This window comes from Bradyrhizobium huanghuaihaiense, assembly GCF_007830635.1.
Classification (GTDB): domain Bacteria; phylum Pseudomonadota; class Alphaproteobacteria; order Rhizobiales; family Xanthobacteraceae; genus Bradyrhizobium; species Bradyrhizobium huanghuaihaiense.
On sequence record NZ_VLLA01000019.1, the window covers coordinates 36,882 to 58,067 of the forward strand.

Annotated in this window: 21 protein-coding genes and 1 tRNA gene; 7 read left to right on the top strand and 15 right to left on the bottom strand. The window is 63.7% G+C overall.

The window, feature by feature from the left end:
• Window positions 1-5: 5 nt before the first annotated feature.
• From IQ16_RS30600 to IQ16_RS30610, 3 genes are read right to left on the bottom strand one after another with little or no spacing between them, the layout of a single operon-like run.
• Window positions 6-1,967: a molybdopterin biosynthesis protein gene (locus IQ16_RS30600; protein ID WP_145831925.1), complete on the bottom strand. Its 1,962-nt coding sequence runs from the start codon at window positions 1,965-1,967 to the stop codon at window positions 6-8.
• A 1-nt stretch (window position 1,968) separates the two neighbouring features.
• A complete protein-coding gene (locus IQ16_RS30605) occupies window positions 1,969-3,075 on the bottom strand; it encodes a molybdopterin-binding protein (RefSeq protein WP_018643984.1) in 1,107 nt (368 codons plus the stop codon).
• 54 nt (window positions 3,076-3,129) lie between these two features.
• Entirely contained in the window at window positions 3,130-3,963 is an 834-nt protein-coding gene (locus tag IQ16_RS30610; RefSeq protein WP_026312146.1) for an ABC transporter substrate-binding protein, read from the bottom strand.
• A gap of 327 nt (window positions 3,964-4,290) precedes the next feature.
• On the opposite strand from IQ16_RS30610, the gene IQ16_RS30615 reads away from it, so the two are divergent.
• Together IQ16_RS30615 and IQ16_RS30620 are read left to right on the top strand one after the other, a co-directional pair.
• Window positions 4,291-5,184 (top strand): substrate-binding domain-containing protein, encoded by an 894-nt coding sequence (locus IQ16_RS30615; RefSeq protein ID WP_018643983.1) that lies wholly within the window; start codon window positions 4,291-4,293, stop codon window positions 5,182-5,184.
• A gap of 103 nt (window positions 5,185-5,287) precedes the next feature.
• Window positions 5,288-6,502 carry an ABC transporter substrate-binding protein gene (locus IQ16_RS30620; protein ID WP_018643982.1) on the top strand — a complete coding sequence of 405 codons (1,215 nt, stop codon included), beginning with the start codon at window positions 5,288-5,290 and terminating at the stop codon, window positions 6,500-6,502.
• A 19-nt stretch (window positions 6,503-6,521) separates the two neighbouring features.
• On the opposite strand, the gene IQ16_RS30625 is transcribed toward IQ16_RS30620, so the two are convergent.
• Window positions 6,522-7,487, bottom strand: a complete 966-nt coding sequence (locus IQ16_RS30625) for a TAXI family TRAP transporter solute-binding subunit (RefSeq protein WP_018643981.1) — start codon at window positions 7,485-7,487, stop codon at window positions 6,522-6,524.
• Window positions 7,488-7,594: 107 nt separating this feature from the next.
• Between IQ16_RS30625 and IQ16_RS30630 the strand changes: the two genes are divergently transcribed.
• Together IQ16_RS30630 and IQ16_RS30635 are read left to right on the top strand one after the other, a co-directional pair.
• Window positions 7,595-8,569 carry a Bug family tripartite tricarboxylate transporter substrate binding protein gene (locus tag IQ16_RS30630; protein ID WP_026312145.1) on the top strand — a complete coding sequence of 325 codons (975 nt, stop codon included), beginning with the start codon at window positions 7,595-7,597 and terminating at the stop codon, window positions 8,567-8,569.
• A 417-nt stretch (window positions 8,570-8,986) separates the two neighbouring features.
• Window positions 8,987-9,062 (top strand) — tRNA-Ile (locus IQ16_RS30635).
• A 343-nt stretch (window positions 9,063-9,405) separates the two neighbouring features.
• Here IQ16_RS30635 and aroQ read toward each other — a convergent pair.
• From aroQ to IQ16_RS30690, 11 genes are read right to left on the bottom strand one after another with little or no spacing between them, the layout of a single operon-like run.
• Window positions 9,406-9,855: a type II 3-dehydroquinate dehydratase gene (aroQ, locus tag IQ16_RS30640; RefSeq protein WP_018643979.1), complete on the bottom strand. Its 450-nt coding sequence runs from the start codon at window positions 9,853-9,855 to the stop codon at window positions 9,406-9,408.
• 13 nt (window positions 9,856-9,868) lie between these two features.
• Complete coding sequence (locus tag IQ16_RS30645) at window positions 9,869-10,615, bottom strand: amino acid ABC transporter ATP-binding protein (protein ID WP_018643978.1); 747 nt, start codon at window positions 10,613-10,615, stop codon at window positions 9,869-9,871.
• 57 nt (window positions 10,616-10,672) lie between these two features.
• A complete protein-coding gene (locus tag IQ16_RS30650; protein ID WP_018643976.1) occupies window positions 10,673-11,500 on the bottom strand; it encodes a transporter substrate-binding domain-containing protein in 828 nt (275 codons plus the stop codon).
• A 51-nt stretch (window positions 11,501-11,551) separates the two neighbouring features.
• A complete protein-coding gene (locus IQ16_RS30655; protein ID WP_018643974.1) occupies window positions 11,552-12,208 on the bottom strand; it encodes an amino acid ABC transporter permease in 657 nt (218 codons plus the stop codon).
• A 10-nt stretch (window positions 12,209-12,218) separates the two neighbouring features.
• Window positions 12,219-12,887: an amino acid ABC transporter permease gene (locus tag IQ16_RS30660; RefSeq protein WP_018643973.1), complete on the bottom strand. Its 669-nt coding sequence runs from the start codon at window positions 12,885-12,887 to the stop codon at window positions 12,219-12,221.
• A gap of 51 nt (window positions 12,888-12,938) precedes the next feature.
• A complete protein-coding gene (locus IQ16_RS30665) occupies window positions 12,939-13,793 on the bottom strand; it encodes a shikimate dehydrogenase (protein ID WP_026312144.1) in 855 nt (284 codons plus the stop codon).
• A gap of 15 nt (window positions 13,794-13,808) precedes the next feature.
• Window positions 13,809-14,636 carry a shikimate dehydrogenase gene (gene aroE / locus IQ16_RS30670; protein WP_018643971.1) on the bottom strand — a complete coding sequence of 276 codons (828 nt, stop codon included), beginning with the start codon at window positions 14,634-14,636 and terminating at the stop codon, window positions 13,809-13,811.
• A 3-nt stretch (window positions 14,637-14,639) separates the two neighbouring features.
• Window positions 14,640-15,881 carry a CaiB/BaiF CoA transferase family protein gene (locus IQ16_RS30675; RefSeq protein ID WP_018643970.1) on the bottom strand — a complete coding sequence of 414 codons (1,242 nt, stop codon included), beginning with the start codon at window positions 15,879-15,881 and terminating at the stop codon, window positions 14,640-14,642.
• Window positions 15,878-16,348 (bottom strand): MaoC family dehydratase, encoded by a 471-nt coding sequence (locus IQ16_RS30680; protein WP_018643969.1) that lies wholly within the window; start codon window positions 16,346-16,348, stop codon window positions 15,878-15,880. The genes IQ16_RS30675 and IQ16_RS30680 overlap by 4 nt, the downstream gene beginning before the upstream one ends.
• A 12-nt stretch (window positions 16,349-16,360) precedes the next feature.
• Window positions 16,361-16,747: a VOC family protein gene (locus IQ16_RS30685; protein WP_018643968.1), complete on the bottom strand. Its 387-nt coding sequence runs from the start codon at window positions 16,745-16,747 to the stop codon at window positions 16,361-16,363.
• Window positions 16,748-16,751: 4 nt separating this feature from the next.
• A complete protein-coding gene (locus tag IQ16_RS30690; RefSeq protein WP_026312143.1) occupies window positions 16,752-17,696 on the bottom strand; it encodes a ketopantoate reductase family protein in 945 nt (314 codons plus the stop codon).
• A gap of 104 nt (window positions 17,697-17,800) precedes the next feature.
• Between IQ16_RS30690 and IQ16_RS30695 the strand changes: the two genes are divergently transcribed.
• The 3 genes from IQ16_RS30695 to IQ16_RS30705 all read left to right on the top strand — a co-directional run bounded on the left by IQ16_RS30695 (window position 17,801) and on the right by IQ16_RS30705 (window position 21,171).
• The gene (locus IQ16_RS30695; RefSeq protein WP_145831926.1) at window positions 17,801-18,781 is read left to right on the top strand and encodes a LysR family transcriptional regulator; all 981 of its coding nucleotides are present in this window, start codon (window positions 17,801-17,803) and stop codon (window positions 18,779-18,781) included.
• A 516-nt stretch (window positions 18,782-19,297) separates the two neighbouring features.
• On the top strand, window positions 19,298-20,461 hold the full coding sequence (locus IQ16_RS30700) for a hypothetical protein (protein ID WP_244635915.1): 1,164 nt from the start codon (window positions 19,298-19,300) through the stop codon (window positions 20,459-20,461).
• Window positions 20,462-20,712: 251 nt separating this feature from the next.
• Entirely contained in the window at window positions 20,713-21,171 is a 459-nt protein-coding gene (locus IQ16_RS30705) for a hypothetical protein (RefSeq protein ID WP_018643963.1), read from the top strand.
• The last annotated feature ends 15 nt before the right edge of the window (window positions 21,172-21,186 follow it).

Consider the following 21,186-nt stretch of genomic DNA (forward strand, 5'->3'; position numbering starts at 1 on the left):
TCGATCTACGCAGGCCGGAAGCCTGCGTGCTCCAGTGCGGCGCGCGCATCATTCGAGCGGAGCGCGTCGAGAAACGCCTGCACCGCCGGTCGGTCTTTGCGCGCCGTCACCAGCGCGAAATCATAATGCTCTTCCGCGAGCGGAATGAAACCGAGGCCGGCCGCATGGGCGACCGGCGCAATGGTCATGCCCCAATCGGCGCGGTGCTGCGCAACAGCCGCGGCAACGGCGTTGTGCGAGCGCGGCTGGTTCCAATAGCCTTCCGGGCGTGCACCGGCGAGCAACCGGTCGATCAGGATGCGCGTGCCGGCGCCCTGGTTGCGGTTGACCATGATGCAGGTGGGATCAGCGAGCGCCGCGGCAACCGCATCCTTCGCGCTCAGACCCTCAAATCGCGCGTCGCCCTCGCGGAAGACAATGCCCTGCATCCGCCGCCAGCCCGGGACGAGCTCGAGCCCCTCGACGAGATAGGGCGTGTTGTAGGTCTCGCTCTTGTCGTCGAACAGATGGATCGGCGCGAGATCGCATTCGCCGCGCCTGGCCGCCGCAAGGCCGCCGAGGCTGCCGACCGCGATCGAGCGCACGGTCAGGCCGACATGTGCGAGCTGCGCGGTGACGAGATCGAGGCCGGTGCAATGGCTGCCGACGATGACGAGATCGGGCACCCGCACATGCGGCGTGAACAGCGTCACCTCGGTCGCGGTGCCCGCCGGCATCTGGTCGGCGAGCGCGTCGATGCGCAGGAAGCCGTCCGCCTGCGCGAAGGACGTGATCGCACCAGAGCCCTTGCCGGAGGGATAGGCGATCAGGCCGTTCTTGCCCTCAACCAGCGAGACCATGACGAATTCGGTTCGGCCGAGCTCGGAGGCGATGCGGACCGGCACGGTCGCGCTGACCTTGGCATCGGAGCGCGGCGGCAGCCCGGCCATCCTGCGCAGCACGGGCACGATCATGTCGTGGAAGGTGAACATCGCCGAGGTCGGAAAGCCCGGCAGGATCACCACCGGCTTGCCGTCGCACACCGCAAGGCACAGCGGCTTGCCGGGCTTGAGTGCGACGCCATGCGCGATGATGCCGGGCTGACCGAGCCGGCCGATTATGCGATGGGACAGATCGCCCGCGCCTTTCGATGTGCCGCCCGAGAGCACCAGCATGTCGGCGTCTTCAAGTGCGCGCCGCATCGAAGCTTCGAGCTTGGCCTCATCGTCGGGAATGGCGCCGAGGAAGATCGCCTCGCCGCCGTTCTCGTCGATTGCAGCCGCGACGATCGCGCCGTTGGTGTCGTAGATTTCTGCGGGGGCGAGCGCCTCGCCGGGCTGCACCAGCTCGTCGCCCGTGGAGATGACTGCAACGCGCAGCTTGCGCGCGACGGCTACCCCCGCAATACCGCAGGCCGCCAGCATGCCGATCTCGCGCGAGCCGATGATAGTGCCGGCGCGCAGCAGCGCCTCGCCGCGCGCAATGTCGGAGCCGGCGTAGGACACGAACTGACCGGGCGAGACGGCACGGCGAACGTCGATCGCATCCGGGCCGGCCGGCTGGGTGTGCTCGACCATGACGACGGCGTCGGCGGCGCGCGGCAGCGGGCCGCCGGTGGCGATCGGCGTGGCGGTGCCCGCGGCGACCTGCATCCTCGGCGCGGTGCCGCAGTGGATGGTCTCGGCGTTCAACGAGAGCCGAACGGGTGCGCCTTCACCCGCGGCGGCGAGATCCGCCGAGCGGACGGCAAAGCCATCGACGTTGGAACGATCGAACGGCGGCACATCGATCGGCGCAGTGATGTCCTCGGCGAGTGCCGCGCCGAGCGCAGCAGCGAGCTTACGCAGCTCGCTTGGAATCGCGCGCGGGAACAGCGCCGCCTCGAAGCGCGCCAAGGCCTCCTCGCGCGAGAGGATCTTGAGGAACTGCTCCTGTTCGAGCGCGCTGCGGCCTTGCGATTGCGGGATCATCGACATGCCGGAACCCATATCACTCCTGCATCAGATAGGCATCAACGGGCGTAGCCGCCGCAAATCCCTCGTGGCTGGCGGGAATGATCAGCCATGCATCCGCACGGGCGATGGCCTGGAGCGGCCACTCTCCCACCGCAAGCGGCATCCACGCATGTTGTTCCTCGGCCAGCAGCGCGATTTCGGCGATGCCGACACTGGATGCGATTTTTCGCGCGAGCGGCAGAGGCATTTGCCGGCGCGGCTGCCGTGCCGACAGACGATCGATGAGCGGAAGTACCAGCGCCAGCCAGGCCGCGAGCGCATGATCCGGCGAGCCGGACAAGGCAACGACGGGAACCTTGCCAAGCCGTCCGACCGCAGCGGTGCGGCCGGGCTGAAGCGCAAGACCATGGGAGAGCACCTCACCGTGCCGGGCCAACGCGGCCACCGCGGCATCCTGGCGACCGAGGCCGCTGCCGCCGACCATCAGCAGAAGGTCGCAAGCAGACACATCAAGCTGATTGGCGATCGATGCGTCATCGCGTGCGGCGGCCTCAACGGTCTGCACATCCAGTCCCGCAGCACGGGCGAGACCGGCGATCATATGCACCGTCGTCGTCGCGCCCGGCACGTTGACGATGCGCAGCCGCGGTCGCCGCACGCTCAGCCCGTCCACCGCCGCGACGCCCGCGAGCAACAGGTCGGCCGGACCGACCGGGTATCCCTTCGCGCCGGCCGTCGTGCCGGCGGCAATGTCGGCTCCGGCGCGCCGGATGCCCTGCCCCGGAACACCCTCCGCCAGCACTTGCACAAGCGGCCCCGATACCTCGACTGCGTCGGCATCGAGCACACAGTCGCATCCCTGCGGCATGGCATCGCCGGCATCGACCCAGACAGGGGCCGTCGCCAAGGGCAGCGGCGCATAGGCGGACGCGCCGACGAGATCGTTGGCGCGCAGCGCCCAGCCATCCGCGGCGGCGATGTCGTGAGACGGATAGGCCGCTACCTGCGGCGCGCCCGCCGCGACGCAGCCAATGGCCTCGGACAGCGGCAATGCGACCGGCGCGACCGGATCAACGCCTCGCAGCAACGCGGCGAGTGCGGTGTCGAGCGGCGTCAGCGATGGCGACAGGCGCTGGGTCATGCGCCATGATGGACCATGCCTCGCCCGGTTTGGCAACCGCAGGAGATGAGGATCTCAGCCGCCCGTCTTGTCCGCATTTGGAAAGAACAGCTGCTGGCCGTCGACCTTGTAGGCAGCGATCGCCGCCTGCCCGTCCGGCGAGATCAGCCAGTCGACGAAGGTTTGCCCCAGCTCCTTCTTCACGTTCGGGAACTTGTCGGGGCTCATCAGCATCACGCCGTATTGGTTGAGCAGCCGCTTGTCACCCTCGACGACGACATCGAGATCACCGCGATCCCTGAAGCCGATCCAGCTGCCGCGGTCCGACAGCACATAGGCGTTCGCCGTGCGTGCAGCCTCGAGCGCCGCGTCCATGCCCTGCTTGGCCTCGCGATACCAGGCACCCTTGGCGGCGGCGATGTCGATGCCGGCGACGATCCAGAGCGCGAGCTCCGCAGCGTGGGTGCCCGAGCGATCGCCACGCGTCACGAACGGCGCGCCCTTGGCCTCGATCGCCTTGAGCGCGGTCGCGATGTCCTTGCCCTTGACGCCGGCGGGATCGCTCTTCGGCCCGATCAGCACATAGTCGTTGTACATCACGTCGAAGCGCTTCACGGCAAAACCGTCGGCGACGAATTTTTCCTCCTGTGGCCGCGCATGCGTCAGCACGACGTCCGCCTCGCCTTTTCGCGCGCCGTCGAGCACCTCGTCGGCGCGCCGCGCGATCACCCTCACGTCGACACCGGTCTTGTCACGGAAGATCGGCAGCAGATGATCGAGCAGGCCGGACTCCTGCGTCGACGTCGTCGTGGCCAGCACGATCGCGCGATCCTCCGCGAAGGAGGCCGCAACGCCCGCAGCAAGGCCGCAGAGAAGCGCGAATGCAACGGACAGGCGGCGAGCGGCCATGAGCTGGTTCCCTTCGATATGACGCGATCATGATGATGGATTGCGCCGCACTCGTGACGCCAATCGCGCTCCGTTCGGGATATTTCGGCAACGACAACGCGGCACGGCGATTGCAAAACCGGCGATCGCATGCACGTTCGCGACAGCCGCAAGGCCCGCACCATTCGAGCGCTTGAGGATCGTTCACCAAAGCAGAAATCGCGCGCGCGGATGTGTTGCAAAGCAACGAGATGATCGGGCATGGTTCCCGCGGACACAAAATGAAATGCAGAATTCCACCTGCGACGAACGTCCAAAAAGAAGCAAGAATTTGCATAGGAATGCAGGATGGAATTCCTGACGACCAGTGAAGCCGCTGACTATCTCCGACTTGGCGAACGCAAGCTCTACGAACTCGTCACCACCGGTGCGATCCCCTGCAGCAAGGTGACCGGTAAGTGGCTCTTCCCCCGGCACGAGCTCGACCTCTGGGTCCTCTCGGGCCTCGCGCGTCCGGCGGGCATGCTAACCACGGAGCCCCCGCCCGTCATGGGCGGCAGCCAGGACGAGCTGCTCGATTGGAGCCTGCGTGAATCCGGCTCCGGCCTCGGCTCCATGAGCGAGGGCAGCGCGCGCGGGCTCGAGCGCCTGCAGCGCGACGAGGTGATGGCCGTGGCCATGCACTTCCACAGCTTGGATCCCACCGGCAATCTTGCCGCCGATGCCAGTGTGACGGCGCTGCGGGACGCTCCGGACCTGCATGACGCCCTGCTGGTCGCATTCGTGCGCCGCGAGCAGGGCCTGGTGCTGCCGCCGGGCAATCCGAAACGGCTGCGCGGACTCGCCGACGTGCTCGCGGTCGGCGCCAGGATGGCGATGCGACAACAGGGCACAGGCGCTCAGATGCTGCTCGACGCGCTGCTCAAGCGCGCGGACGCCACGACGCGCGATCTGCGCCGGGTGGAGACGCCCGCCCTCACCGGGCCGGATCTCGCCGAAATGGTCCGCGCCGGACAAGCCGATTGCGGGGTCGCGACGCGCGCGGCGGCGCGCTCAGCCGGCCTCGATTTCGTGCCGCTGGTCTGGGAGAATTTTGATCTCGCGATGCGGCAGCGCAGCTATTTCCGCCCTGCAATGCAGGCGCTGATCAGGTTTCTCAGCGAAAGACGGCTGCGGCAGCGCGCCGAGGAGCTGACCGGCTACGACCCCTCGCCGGCGGGACAGATCCGCTTCGCGGCCTGACGTTGACGCCCACCCCTGAATAGTTGCAAAAGAAACCAATTCAGCCGGGCCATACCCGGCAAAAGCAACACCGGCCAACGCGCCGGATCAGGGGAGGACAAACGTGAAGCGAGCGAGATTTGGACTGCCGGTCGCGGCCGCCGTTGCGGCAGCGCTGCTGCCGGGCGCCGCCATGGCGCAGGTGTCCGACAATGTCGTGAAGATCGGCGTGCTCACCGACATGAACGGCCCGGCCTCCGCGCCGACCGGCCAGGGCTCGGTGACCGCGGCGCAGATGGCGATCGACGATTTCGGCGGCACCGTACTCGGCAAGCCGATCAGCATCGTGGTCGGCGACCATCAGCTCAAGGCCGACATCGGCGCCTCGCTGGCGCGGCGCTGGTATGACGTCGACCAGGTCGACCTGATCGTCGACGTGCCGGTCTCGGCGGTCGGGCTCGCGGTGCAGAACATGGCCAACGAGAAGAAGCGGCTGTTCATCACCCACTCCACCGGCACCGCGGATTTCCACGGCAAGTTCTGCTCGCCTTACGCGATCCAGTGGGTGTTCGACACCCGCGCGCTCGCGGTCGGCACCGCGGATGCCGTGGTCAAACGCGGCGGCGACAGCTGGTTCTTCATCACCGACGACTACGCCTTCGGCCATTCGCTGGAGCGCGACGCCTCCAGCGTCGTCACTGCCAATGGCGGCAAGGTGCTGGGCTCGGTGCGGCCGCCGCTGGCAACGCCTGATCTCTCCTCCTTCGTGCTGCAGGCGCAGGCCTCCAAGGCCAAGATCATCGGCATTGCCGCCGGTCCCCCCAACAACATGAACGAGATCAAGACCGGCTCGGAGTTCGGCGTGTTCAAGGGCGGCCAGCAGATGGCGGCATTGCTGGCGCTGATCACCGACATCCACGGCCTCGGCCTGCAGGCCGCGCAGGGTCTGCTCCTGACCACGTCGTTCTACTGGGACATGGACGACAAGACCCGCGAATGGTCGAAGCGCTATTTCGCCAAGATGAACAAGATGCCGTCGATGTGGCAGGCCGGCGTCTATTCCAGCGTGATGCACTATCTCAACGCCATCAAGGAGACCGGCACCGACGACCCGCTCAAGGTCGCGGCAAAGATGCGCGAGAAGCCGATCGAGGATTTCTTCGCCCGCAACGGCAAACTGCGCGAGGACAATCTGATGGTGCACGACCTCTGGCTGGTGCAGGTGAAGACGCCGGAGGAGAGCAAATATCCGTGGGACTATTACAAGATCCTCACGACCATCTCCGGCGACAAGGCGTTCGGCCCGCCGGATCCGGCGTGTCCGCTGGTGAAGAAGTGACGATCGCTTAAAGCGATCGTCATTTCACCACGCCGATCTCGCGAAAATACTTCACGACGCCCGGATGGATCAGCTCGACCTTCGGCGCGGCCGCGACGGTGTTCGCGGCCGTGGTCTCGCAGGCCTGCGCGAGTGTCTTGCAGAACGTCGCCTCGGCGCCATGCAGCGTCCTGGCGAGGCGATAGGCGACGTCGTCGGGCAGATCCTCGCGGGTGAGGACAAAGCTCCATGAGCCGAGCGAGGCTATCGACTCGGACTGCTTGGGGTAGCTGCCCGCCGGCACGGTCAGCGGCTTCAGGAACGTATGCTTGGCGCGGATGCGGGTGATCTCCTCCGCGCTTGGCGCGATGAAGCGCGCGCCTGACGCGCTCGAGGCCACTGCGGCAAAGCCGGGCCAGCCGATGCCGGCGCCCCAGAGCGCGGCGACGCGGCCGTCCTCGACCATCGCGGGGCCGTCGCCGGCGCGGTCGAGATAGACCGCCTTGAAGTCCTCGTCCTGCTTCAGGCCGAGACCGTCGAGCACATAGCGCGCCAGGATCGGCAGGCCCGAGCCTTTGGCCCCGAACGCGACGGGCTGGCCGACGAGATCGGCAATCGTCCTGTAGGGACTGTCCGCGCGCACCACGAACATGCCGGGGTTGGAATAGATCGCCGTCAAGATCTTCAGCCCGACCTTCGCGCGGCCGATGCCGGCAAAAGCCTCATAGGCCGGCTCGCCCGCGACCAGAGCGAGATCGAGCTCGCCCTTTTCCAGAAGCGGAATGTTCTCGTTGCTGCCCTTGGTGTTGCGCGGGGCGATGGTGATGACCGGATCGGCTGCGTTCATCACCTCGGCAAAGGCGTTGCCATAGAGCGGAAAGCCGCCGCCGGGCGTCGCGGTGCCCAAGCTGAGTGTCGTGGTGGGAATGGCCGTGCCTCCGGTCTGGGCGGCGGCGGGGCTTACGAGCAGCGCCGCTGCGAGAAGGATAGGATTAGCGAATCTCATGGTCGTTCCCGGCGGGCCTGCGTCAACACCGACTTGCGACGATGTAGGCAGCCGCGCGTTTTTGTGAAAGCATGCAGCCCAACGACAATAGAACAATGGGAGGTGTCATGTTGCGAATTTTGCGTAACGGTGTTTTCGGGCTCGCAGTTCTCTTAGGTCTTTTCAACACCACCCCTCCCGCCGCGGCCGCCTATCCCGACCGCCCCGTGCACTGGATGATCGGCTTCGCCGCCGGCGGCCCGGTCGACATCGTGGCGCGGATCATGGCGCAGACGCTCTCGGATCGGCTCGGCCAGCAATTCATCGTCGAGAACCGCACCGGCTCCGGCGGCAACATCGCGGCTGCGGCCGCGATCAACGCAGCCCCCGACGGCTACACGCTGCTGTTCGTCGCGCCGAACAACGCGATCTCGACCTCGCTCTACAAGAAGCTGCCGTTCGACTTCCTGCGCGACACCGTGCCGGTGGCGAGCATCATGCAGCTCACCAACATGCTGGTGGTCTCCAACGCGTTTCCCGCGAAGACGGTCCAGGAGTTCATCGACTATTGCAAGGCCAATCCGGGCAAGATCTCCTATGCCTCGTCCGGCAACGGCACCTCGGTGCACATGTCGGCCGAGCTGTTCAAGGCGATGACCAAGTGCGACATGATCCACGTGCCCTATCGGGGATCTGCGATCGCCTTCCCCGACATCATCTCCAACAAGGTGCAGCTGATCTTCGACAATTTGCCGTCCGCGCTGGAGCAGGCGAAGGGCGGCAATGTCCGCGCCCTCGGGGTGACCTCGCCGCAGCGCTGGCCGAGCGTGCCCGACGTGCCCGCGATCGCCGAGACCGTGCCGGGCTTCGAATCGGTCGGCTTCTACGGCATCTCCGCGCCGAAGGGCACCCCGAGCGAGGTGATCGAGACCCTCAACAAGGCCATTGGCGAAGCGCTGAAGGATCCGAAGGTGATCGCCCGCCTCGCCGAGACAGGCGGCATCCCCAAGCCGATGACGCCCGCCGAGTTCGGCAAGCTGGTCACGGACGAGACCGAGAAGTGGCGCAAGGTGGTGGAGTTCGCGGGGGTGTCGGTGGACTAGCGGCAGGCCGCCGCGCCGCCCGTGACTCACCGGCAAAGCATCCGAGGGGGCCGAAAGGCCCTCTCAAAACAAAAAGTGCGAAAACAACCCCATGCACAGTAGAAGACGTGAGCAATCACAGCGGGTTACGGCAGCGCCAAACTGGGCACCGGCCGGCTGATCGTGAGGGCCGTTTGACTTGTCGGGCAAAACAGTGGCAAAAATGCCATTATTCCGAATTCAGCAATCATCCGACGAGTCGCGCTTTCGGCGCAGCGCCCGCGTTCCCCTCGATCGCGGCAATGTTCGACGCGTTGTCCTGACGCGAACCGAGGACCACTTCGCTTTGAAAACGCTTGAGGATTGCACCCCCGCCTCAGGCCCTGTAAACGAACCGCGCACCGTTGCCGGCCGCATTCCCGCGGCCGTCCCGCGGCGGGGCCTGTAGCTCAATGGTTAGAGCCGGCCGCTCATAACGGTCTGGTTGCAGGTTCGAGTCCTGCCGGGCCCACCAATAAATCGATCAAGTGCGGACACTTTGAAAACGACTCGATTTCGTTTTGAGAACGACCCGATTTCAGATCCCTCTGATACGACTAATCAATTTCGCCTCGATTTTTTCGCCGATTTTTGAGCGCGAAAAAGCTGAGGGGGTCTTTTCTCGCGGTCGCGGCTTTCAATCGCATCCCCCGAAGACGTGTAGCGCCGATTGACCAGCCGTCGCCTTTCTGAATCAATCACGCCGATTGTGGGCTGGCTGTAACAACTCGGGGGCGGGTATGGATTCGATCCTTCGCGTTCTGATGCCCTTCTTCGGCCGCTCCCATCACCGAGGCGGACGGGTGCGCTCTACAATGCTACCCCTTCTTCTCATCAAGCAGCTTGGCCACGCGACGCAAGCCGAGCAGATAACCTTGGGTGCCGAAGCCTGCGATGACCCCATCCGCTCGTTTGGAGACAAACGAGTGGTGGCGGAATTCCTCGCGCTTGTGCACATTGGAAATATGGACCTCGATCACTGTCCCCTCGAACGTGTTTAGAGCATCGAGGATCGCGACCGACGTATGGGTGAAAGCCGCGGGATTCATCACGATCCCGGCAGCCGTCTCGCGCGCCTCGTGGATCCAGTCGATCAGCTCGTATTCCCGGTTGGATTGATGGAAGCGAATCTCCAGGCCGAGCTCCTTGGCCAGCGCCCGACAATCCCGCTCCACGTCCCCAAGCGTCTCGTGGCCATAGATGTGGGGCTGGCGCTTGCCGAGCAAATTGAGATTTGGTCCGTTGAGGACGTAGACAAGACGACTCATGGATGAACTCCATTCAGTGATGGGCAAGGATCTCGCCGAGGAACTGCCTGGTGCGGGCTTGCTGGGGATTGCGGAAGAATGCGTCGGGCGCGCCTTCTTCGATGATCTGGCCTTCGGCCATGAAGATGACCCGGTCGGCAACCTGGCGGGCAAAGCCCATCTCGTGGGTGACGCAAATCATGGTCATACCGTCGTTGGCGAGGCCTATCATCGTATCGAGCACCTCCTTGACCATCTCAGGATCGAGTGCCGAGGTCGGTTCGTCAAACAGCATCACCTTGGGCTGCATGCAGAGCGCGCGCGCGATCGCGACGCGCTGTTGCTGACCGCCCGAAAGCTGAGCCGGATACTTCTCGGCCTGATCACCGATGCGGACGCGCTCGAGGTATTTTCGCGCAATCGTTTCCGCCTCGCTCTTGCCGATGCGGCGCGCGCGGATGGGTGCGAGCATACAGTTCTGCAAGACCGTCATATGCGGAAAAAGATTGAAGCTCTGAAAGACCATGCCGACGTCCTGACGTACGACATCGATAGCCTTGATGCTGTCGTCAAGCCGATGATCGTTCACCACGATGCTGCCCTGCTGGATCGGCTCGAGGCGGTTGATGCAGCGGATCAGCGTCGACTTGCCTGAGCCGGACGGACCGCAGAGCACGATCTTCTCGCCTTTTCGCACGATGAGATCGACGTTGCGGAGAGCCTGGTACCCGCCGTACCACTTCTGCACGCCCTTCATTTCGATCAGGATCTGGTCCTGCATGCTGGTCTCCGCCGTTGGGCGGCGGCCGACGCGGATCGCGTCGGCCGCTCGCGGTGGCTACTGGACGGTGAAGGGAACGCCGGGGACGGAGTCCGGGAAGACAGGGACCGGGACCTTCATCCATTTGGCGTAGAAACTGGCCAACTTGCCGTTCGACTTGATCTGGTCGATGAACTTGTTGGCCGTCTCGTTCCACTCCTTCTCTCCGAGGCGCGTGCAGGCGCCGTTGTACAGAGCGGTAAAGTGAAGTTTGGGCTCGAACCCCAGTTCCGGCTTTGCGGCGTTGAGGCGCTGCGGATAAAACAGATTCGCGCCGACGGCCTGGACTTGGCCAGAGAGCAGCGCCTGGATGGTGGCGGCGTCGTCGTCGAATCTGCGGATCTCGGTCCCGGACGGGGCGTTGTTGGTCACCTGAGTATCCTGCGTGGAGGACCGCGGAACGCCGATGACGAATTTGCTCATGTCGGCATTGCCGTTGATCGGCGTTGCCTGGGCTGCGACCAGTGTGATCTCGTTGGCGACGTAGGGTTTGGAATACTGCACCGCCTTCGCACGCTCGGGCAGCATGGCCATGGTCGCGAACAGAATGTCGACCCGGCCTGTGGTCAGCGCCGGAATACGATTGGCCACCGCCAGCGGAACGAACTCGGCCTTCACGCCAAGATATTCAGCGAAGGCCCGTCCCATGTCGGCATCGATGCCATCCTGCTTTCCCGAGCTATCGACATAGCCCCAGGGAGGATTGTCGCCCTGAATGCCAATGACGACGACGCCCTTCTTCTTCACGTCTTCCAGAGTGCCGGCCTGCGATTTGCCTGCGATGGCGATAGCCGCCAACGCCAGCAGCGCGATGCCGAGCTGGCGACGGTTGGGTGAAAACAACATGAGTATCTCCTCCTGGTGATGGCTGTTTGTGATTGAGCAGGTGCGCCGTTCCTACCTTTGACTGGCCAGGGCGAGCCTGGCCTCCATCCGACTGCCCCACCACGACAGTGGCCAGCAGAGGATGAAGTACATCGCGCCGACCACGCCGAAGACGAGCAAGGGCTGGAAGGTCTGGTTCGATACGATTTGACCGGCGCGGGCGAGTTCGATGAAACCAACGATGGCGGCGAGCGACGTGCCCTTGATGAGCTGCACGAGATAGCCGATGGTCGCGGGCAGCGAGATGCGGATTGCCTGCGGCAGCACGATGTCGCGCATGCGCGACGAATAGTGCAGTCCAAGCGCCATCGCGGCCTCGGTCTGGCCACGCGGCACGGCCTGTATCGCTCCGCGCCAGATCTCACCAAGGAAGGCGGAGGCATTCACGGTGAAGCCGATCGCCACCGCCACGAAGGCGTCGAGCTTCAGCCCGGTGAGCGCCAATCCATAGTACACGACGAAAAGCTGCAGCAGCAGCGGAGTGCCCTGGAACAACCCGATGTAAATGCGGGTGATCCACTCCACGCCCCTATGACCACAGGTACGCAGCAATGCTACAGCCAGACCCGCCGTGCAGCCGCCCACAAACGCAACCAGCGTCAGCAGCATCGTCCATTGCAGACCACGCAGCAGGAAGCCGAACTCAGGAAGGCCAAAATGCGGTGTCATGATCGCTCCCTCAGCGTGTCGGATATGAGAAGAAGCGGTGAGAGACGACGGCGAAGCCCAGCATCAAGAGCCAGGAGATCGCGAGGTAGAGGAAGGTGACGAAGAAATAGACCTCGAAGCTGCGGAACGTGTCGCTTTCGATGCGCTGCGCAACCGATGTCAATTCGTAGGCCGATACCGCCGAACAGATCGATGAGGTCAGCGTCAGCATGATGAACTGCCCCGTCAGCGAGGGGTAGATCGCGCGAAGCGCGGGCTTGAGCACAATGAACCGGAATACCTGCCCTTTGTGCAGTCCGAGCGCATAGCCGGCTTCCACCTGTCCTTTATGAATGGACTGTACCCCGCCGCGGATGATCTCGATGGCGTAGGCGCCACCATTGACGCCGAGCGCGATGATGGCGGTGGCGGTCGGATTGAGCTTCAATCCGATGAGCGGCAGGGCGAAGAAGAGAAAGAAGATCTGCACCAGGAAAGGCGTATTGCGCACGATCTCGACAAAGCCGATCACGAGAGCACGCATCCAAGCCGCCTTCGAATCGCGTGCCGCGACGCCGGCGACGCCGATCATCATTGCGAGCGTCATGCCGGCAAGCGCCAGGGCCAACGTTCCCACGCACCCCCACAGCAGGGCCGGCATCGCGTGCCAAACCACCGAGAAATCGAGCGTATAGCCCATCTTGCGTTTCCTCTCGGGCGTTGTGCGTGCCGCTCGCCCATCGGCCGGGTGTTACCCTCCCAGGGATGCGAAAGTGGCGAAGAAAACGTCTGGATCAGGTGAGATGCCCGTGAACAGGCGGAATGCTTCGGTGCCCTGGAAGATCGCCATGCCACCACCATCGACGGTGCGGCAGCCGAGGGCACGCGCCGCGCGCAGCAGGGCGGTTTCCAGCGGGAAGTAGACGATCTCAGCGACCCACAGATCGGGACGCAGCAGAGCCGTCGGCAGCGGCGTGCCCGGATATTTGTCCATGCCGATCGGCGTCGCGTTGACAATTCCGTCTGCCGCAGCAACGGCGGCCGCGACATCCTGGCCGACCTTCAAGCGCCCTTCTGCAAATCGCGGGGACAAGCCGTCGACCACATTCTGCGCCTTGGCCGGGTCGACGTCGATGATGGTCAACTCCCGCACGCCGAGCTTCATCAGCGCGAAAGCGACCGCCGCTCCTGCACCGCCGGCGCCGAATTGGACGACACGACCGAGCGATGCACCCTGCATGTTACGGCGAAAGTTCTCGGCGAAGCCGAACCAGTCGGTGTTGTGGCCGATGATTCGGCCATTCCTGACGACCACGGTGTTCACGGCACCAAGCGCCTCCGCGTCAGGCGAAAGCTCATCCAGGAGCGGAATGATCGCCTGCTTGCAGGGATGGGTCACGTTCAGCCCGTCAAAGCCCATCCACTTTGCCGCCGTCAGCAATTCCGGCAGCGCTTCGGCACCGAGCTTCAACTCAGTCAGGTCAATCTTCTTGTAGAGATAACGGATGCCCGCGGCGTCAGCGGCCGCTTCATGCATAGGCGGAGTGCGTGACGCCGCGATGCCGCTCCCGATCAGGCCGACGAGAAAGCTGGACTTCTGATGCATGGTCGGCATCGCCCGTCAGCTCAAAGGGACAGTCAGCTCGGCGATGACCTGAGCCGTGCTCGGTCGAACGCCGCGCCACCAGGCAAAAGCTTCCGCCGCCTGCTCGACCAGCATGCCGACGCCGTCCGCCAGCTTGGCTACGCCTTCGGCGCGGGCCGCTTGCAGAAAGGGAGTGAGCCCCTTGCCATAGGCGAGTTCGTACGCCAGCTCCGCACCGCGGAAGACGTTGCCTGGAAGCGGCGGCAACTCACCCCGCAGGCTGGCCGATGTCGCGTTGACCACGACGTCATAGCCTTCGGCGAGATCGGCCAGTTCAGCATAGCCGCTGACGATCAGGGGACCGAAACCGGCGAACTCTTCGGCCAATGCCACAGCCTTCGATAAGGTACGATTGACGAGAACCAACTCGGATGGCTCCTGACGCAGGAACGGCAGTAGCGCGCCACGCGCTGCTCCTCCAGCGCCGAGCATCAGGACGCGGCGGCCGGTCATTTTGACGCCGAGATTGACGGTGATGTCACGCACGAGGCCGATCCCGTCGAAATTCTCGGCAACGATCCGATCGCCGTCGAACTTCAGGCAGTTTGCAGCGCCTGCTCGTTTGGCGCTCTCCGAAAGCTCGTTTGCGTAGGCGAAGGCATCGAGCTTGAACGGGGCGGTGATGTTCAGCCCCTTGGCGCCCTCTGTCCGGAATTGATCAACCCGCTCGTTGAAACCATTGAGGGGGCCCTCGATCGCCTCATAGACAAGGTCCTGTCCCGTCATTCTGGCGAAAGTGCCATGGATGAGAGGTGATTTGCTGAAGCCGATCGGATTGCCGATCACCGCATACCGGTCGCTCATCGCTCACTCCCGCACTGCGACTTCGTTGTAGAGGACCCCGTCACGCACCATCGCCTCGACGAGGTCGGCCGAGAGTCCCAGCGACTCTGCAATGCGGCGATTGTCCTGGCCGAGCAGCGGCGCTGGGGTACGCACGGTGGTGTCGCAATCGGAGAACCGGAACGGCAGGTTCGGCAACGTCACCTTGCCGAGCACAGGATGCTCCTGCTCGACCAACATGCCGCGCGCGTGGATCTGCGGATCGTTCACGACCTCTTTGATGGTCTGCACGGGAGCTGACGGCACACCTGCTTCGTCGAGTGCCGCTAGGCAGGCATCGCGAGACGGCTGCGACAATGTCCAGTTGCGCACGATGTCCATCGCTTCGGCATAATGGGCGTTCCGCGCGGCAGGCGTGGTGAAGCGTTCGTCGGATGACAAGCTGCTTCCCCCAATCAGTGTCGCCAATCGTCGCCACGCATCATCGACTTGCGCGGCGATGACAAGATTGCCGTCCTTTGCCGGAAAGACGCCGTAGACGGTCGAATCTGGCTGTCCGCTTCCGGTCTGCTTCGGCAGGTCGGTACCGCCGGAGAGGAAGTAGCGCTGCACCGCATAGTCGTGCATCGAGACCATGCAGTCGTACAGCGCCAGATCGATGTGTTGACCGCGCCGGGACGACGCGCGGCCGACCAGCGCGGCATTGATGGCAGCCACGCCGTGAATGCCGGTGTACATGTCGGCCAATGGCATCCGCAGCAGCGGCGGCGCTTCGCCGGGATTGCCCAGTTGCGCCAGAGCGCCCGACATCGCCTCTGCGATCAGGCCGAAGCCCGGACGGTCGGCATAGGGACCGGTGTGGCCATAGGCGGAGACCGAACAGTAGATCAGTCCGGGATTGCGCGCCGACAGCGTCTTGTAACCGAGCCCGAGGCGTTCGAGTGCGCCGGGGCGGTAGTTCTCGATGAAGACATCGGCCGTGTCGACCAGCTTCATCATCATGTCGAGGCCACGCCTGTCGCGCAGATCGATGCACAGGCCCTGCTTGCCCATGTTCTGCTGCAGGAAGTAGCCGGATTGTCCGTCCTTGAAATAGCCGTGGGCGCGACCCGCATCGCCTTGCTTCGGACGCTCCACCTTGATGACCTCAGCGCCCATCGCGGCGAGGCAACGGCCCATGAACGGGCCTGCGAGAAAATGGCTGTAGTCGATGACGCGAATGCCTTTGAGCGGCAGATCTTGGAGCGGCAGATCTTGTGCGGTCATGCCTGCCCTCCCGCGACGCTGGTCTTCGGGCGCATCGGAATCATCAGCCGGTGCTCGCCTAGCTGCACCACTTCGCCGCGCTGGTTGATTAGCTCCGAGGGCAGCACCACGATGCCCCACCCTTCCCGCTTCGTGGCGCGCATTGAACCAACGCGGAACTTCACATGTACGGTGTCGCCGAGCTTGATCGGCAGCTTGAAATCCCATGTCCAGCCCAGCGACATTCCCGGGAGGAAGCGGTAGTCGGCACGGGTCTTCAAACCATCGGCCAGCGACAGACCAAACAGCCCGTGCGCGACGCGCGTACCGAATGGTGTAGTCCTGGCGTATTCCTCGTCGACATGGACCGGCGTGAAATCGCCCGTCAGCTCGGCGTAGGCGTTCACCATCGTTTCGGTAACCGTCACTGAGGGAGTGACGCATTCGTCACCGACCCTGGCATCGTCCCAGTAGCGCTCATCGGTCATGTCGCGTGTTCCTTAGGCCCGTGGATCGATCGCCAGCGCCGCTTCCACGGCACCCGCACTGGCTTGCAAGATTTCGACGTTCAGCCCGCCCGGCAGCTCGAGCCAGTTCGGCCCGGCGGGCAGTGCTTTAGCGCCCCACGCGGCAGCTCGGGCGAGCACACCTTCGTAATCGTCGACCATGATGCCGAGATGGGCGAGACGGCCCTCCGGTCCGACGAAGTTCGGATCCTCGATGAGTTGCACGCTTCCGAGCACCCATACCTGACGCGGGCGCGGGCCATCGGCGGGTTGCTCGTCGCGGATGGCGAGACCAAGCACCTCACGAAAGAAGTCGACGTGACGATCAACATCCGGCACGCGAATCGCGACGTGCTCGACATAAGCGCGGGGCAACGACATCGTCTCAGGCCTTTCCCGGATAATCGCTGCGGGCGTATTCGAGCCCTTTGATCAACGCGACGAGGGTCGAATTGACGGGGGTCGGGACATTGAACTTGGCCCCCCAACGCACGACCGAGCCGTGAATGTAATCGACCTCAGTCAGGTTGCCGGACTGCAAGCTCTGCAGCATCGAGGTCTTGAACTCGGGCGGCAGCCCAGCGGATGCCATCGTCCAAGCGAGCCGAGGGTCGGCAATCGAGATCTTGACGCCAGCGGCTTGGGCGACTGCGATGCTCTCCGAGATTGCGGCCAGCGCACACTCTTCCAGGACAGGCAGTGAATACAGGCCGCCATAGGTCAGCCCGGTAACTGCCGTAATTCCCCCACCGGCCACGTTGATGAACAACTTGTCCCACATCGTGCCCAAGATGTTGTCGCTGAGCAGCGTGAGAATGCCGGCACGATTGAACGTCTCGGAAATTCGCTGTGCGCGCTCCGTCAAGCGCCCGTCAAGTTCGCCGATGATGGTTTCCTTGCCGATGACCCCGGAGCGAACATGACCAGGACCCAGCAGCACGCCGCCAACGTAGGTCTTGCCCGCCATGACCCGCTCGCGACCAACTTCCCCCGAAAGGATGTCCTCGTGCCCAAGACCGTTTTGAAGCGACATCACGACCGTCTGCGGCCCGATGATCGGCGCTGCCGCCCGGATGGCATCTCGCGTGTGGTAGGATTTGACGAGGACGATGACGAGGTCCGCCACTATGCCGACCTCGGCCGCGGAGGTGCACGCAGAGAGCTTTACAGTGGTCTCAGCGCCACCTTCGAGCATCCGTAGCCCACCGGCAGTGATCGCCTCGACATGAGCTCGAAACGGATCGATCAACCAGACCTCGGCACCGCCGCGCGCCAGGGTGCCGCCGATGGTCGAGCCCAAGGCTCCCGCTCCGATAAAGCAGATCCTCATCCGAACGTTTCTCCCGCGCCTTTTTTTGAGCGTCGGAGGCGTGGTAGCAGTCTGCTCAATATTTGGATATGCTATGACCCTTATAACCATTATTGTAGATCGCAATGAAGCACCGGGACCTCTCCGAGACGAACCTGCTGGACCCGCGCCTGCTCCGGCTCTTCGACGCCTTGTTCACCACGGGCAGCGTCACCAAGGCGGCCGAAAGGCTCGGTCAAAGTCAGCCGACCATTTCGATCTGGCTGGCGCGCCTGCGAAAGGAACTCGACGATCCGCTCTTCATCCGGTCGGCGGAGGGGATGCTGCCGACGCCGCGCGCCGAGGCTCTCATCGGCACGGCGAGGCAGGTGCTGGAAATGCTGCGTCGCCTGGCCGAGCTTCGCACCGATTTCGATCCGACAACCGCAAAACGCCGTTTTACCATCTGCATGACGGATGGAAGCCACGTCACGCTGCTTCCGTCCATTCTCGCTCACGTCCGCCGCGTTGCCGCTGGCGTTCGTATCGAGGCGACACAGATCGGCGCGGACACCCCACGGATGCTGCAATCCGGCGAAGCTGATCTGGCGCTCGGCTACATCTCGGATCTCGATGCGGGGCACTTCCAGCAGGCGCTGTTTCCGCAGGATTGGGTCTGCCTGGCGAACGCAAGACATGCCCGGATCCGCGACCGCATCACAGCTAAGGATTTCCGGCGTGAGGCACACGTCCTCATCCGTTCCGGCACTGGACATCAGTTGCTCGCGGACGCGCTACAGCAGCAGCGGATGGTCCTTGACGTTGCGCTCGAGCTACCGGGCTTTTTGGGGTTACCTGCAATCGTCGGGACGACTGACCTGATCGCAACCCTTCCAAGGCACATTGGCGAAACGCTGGCTCACTACTACGGCCTGCGCGTGCTCGACTGCCCCCTGGCAATCGCCGGATTTACTGTAAAGCAATATTGGCACGCCCGTTTCCATCACGATCCGGCAAGCCAGTGGTTGCGTGGCGTCTGCGCGGAACTTTTTCAACAGCAGGAAGTGCGGGGTCTACATCGTTCCGGTCGGCCAAAGCAACGAAAGCCACGCAATTTGCAGTCGTAATGGTCCTGCTAGCGGAGCAGCGGCCGCGCCCCGGCGCATTCTTGTGGACGTTCATCTGGTCTCTCCCTGGAACACTGAAGCTTCGCAACCTCAGCTTCCTCGGTTCAGACCAGATGAGTGCGCGGACCGGGGGAATTGATGCAAAGGCTGTAACCACACCCGAACGGATGTAGCCGATGTTACGGCTGCCAGACGAGCGCTATATCCGAACTGACGGCTGGGCATTCGAGCTTCCCGGGACGACATTCCGTCCGGAGTGCAGAACCCGTCCGATCGCGCGGAGCGATTGCGATGAGGGAGGCTACGATGGATTTTACGCGGATGTCGGATGGAATCCGGCTGCATCACGCCTCTCGTCACCACGATGGATACGATGGCGCGGACGAATTGGGCCCTGCGTCCCTGTTCCATCGTCCCGGCCCGTTTGCTGGTCCTGGACCATACGCCGCGAGCGCGAATACCCATCATAGAGACTCCGACCCCGTTCAATCCAAACATCCCCCATCGGGGGGCGAGATGGGCGGCCACGCCGGCAACCACGCGGCAGCGGGCCTGGATGCTTCGTCTACGAAGCCTCCTGCCGGCGCATCCTTTCCCGAGAAGGGCATTGCTTCGGTCGAGAGTGGGGCGAATACGGCAGGGAACGGCGGAGATGGCTACTTCTACGGAAGCATCATTCACGCGTCCCTGTTGATCTACGAACCGATCAACATTTCGATCAGCGTGGGATACGGCTCGGTCGCCCTGGCCAACCAGTCCAACAATCTGAATGTCGATCAATCCGCTCTTCAAATGGCCGGCGTCGGCGGCCATGGCGGCAATGACAACATTGCAGCGGGTGGGAGCACCGGTACGTTTTTAGATTCCGGCGTGATCGCGAGTGGCGACAACAGCGCCGGAAACGGCGGCAGCGGCTATTTCTCGGGTGCGATCGTGGACGCTCCCGTGGTGATCTATCATCCGATCAATATTGCATTGGCGAGCTCGGGCGGCACTGCACATGCAAGTCAGTCGAACACGGTCGACATCGACCAATCGGCTACGCAGATCGCGGGGGTCGGCGGAAGTGGCGGACATGGCAATGTGGCCGCCGGCGGCAGCGTCATCACGCTCGACCCCCGTTGGGGATCGAGCGTCTTTGACGTTCAAACGGGCGGAAGCCAGGCCGGCAATGGCGGCGACGGCATATTCTACGGGGAACTCGTCCATACCTCGTTTGTCGTGTACAACCCGATCAACATCGCAGTCGCGGGCTATGGCTCCAGCGCTTACGCGGTCCAGATAAATGATGTCTCCGTGGATCAATCCGCGGTTCAGATCGCCGGCATTGGCGGGCACGGCGGCAACGACAACGCCGCAGCGGGCGGCCATGCAAACCTTCTCTCCCATCATCTGTGGGGCGGGTCCGATACGATCGCGACCGGTTCGAACAGCGCAGGCAATGGCGGCAACGGTTATTTTTCCGGCAGTCTGGTCGACGTCAGCGTCGCGATCTATGCACCCATCAACATAGCAATCGCAGGTCCCCATTCGACGGCCGTGGCCGATCAGGTCAACAACGTGCACATCGACCAGAGTACGACCCAGATCGCCGGCGTTGGCGGGGACGGCGGCTACGGCAACCTCGCGCTAGGTGGCGATGCCGCGCATCTCCTGTCGGATCTTCACCTGGTGGCATAGCGAAACGTCGCATCGCTCGCATGGCCGGTCGCATCGCGGCGCGCGCCGTCGCCGCTCTTCGCATGCAAAGCCCGCGCAGAGGCGCCCTCCCCTGACGAAATGTCGTACTTTCGTACGTAGGCCCACCAAACCGGATGGTGTTCGATTTGACATCTATCGCGCTCGCGCGCGGGCGGATCAGACTTGCCGTGCGCGTCCGCCTGATCGGGATGGATGTTGCACGACAACCAACAAAACGACGGAGGCCTCAAATGATGCCAAAGGCAATCAACATCTCGGATACGATCAAATTCAAATCGATCGACACCGGTGGTCAAAGTGCCGGAAATGGCGGCGACGGTACCTTCAAGGGAGCCATCATCAGCAAGCCGACTGTCAACTACGATCCGACCAACAAGGCGGAAGGCGCCGACGTGCACGTGAGCACCGGCGATCACGTCAAACAGACGGCGGATTGGGATGCCGGCGGCGCCAACGCCAAGGCCTCGGTGTTCTCCAAGGCTCATGGCGGAGACGCCGAGTCGAACGGAAGCCAGAAGTCCTACAGCGGCTACGATACCTCCAAGGTCTACGCCAATACGGATGCCACCCAGATCAACAAGCTCGCGGTGGACCAGCACCAGGAAGTTGTCGCCGGCATCGGCGGCGATGGCGGAGACGGCAACTTCGCATGGGGTGGCGGGGTGACCTTCCATCTCGACACGCTCTGACGATCCGCTCGTCCG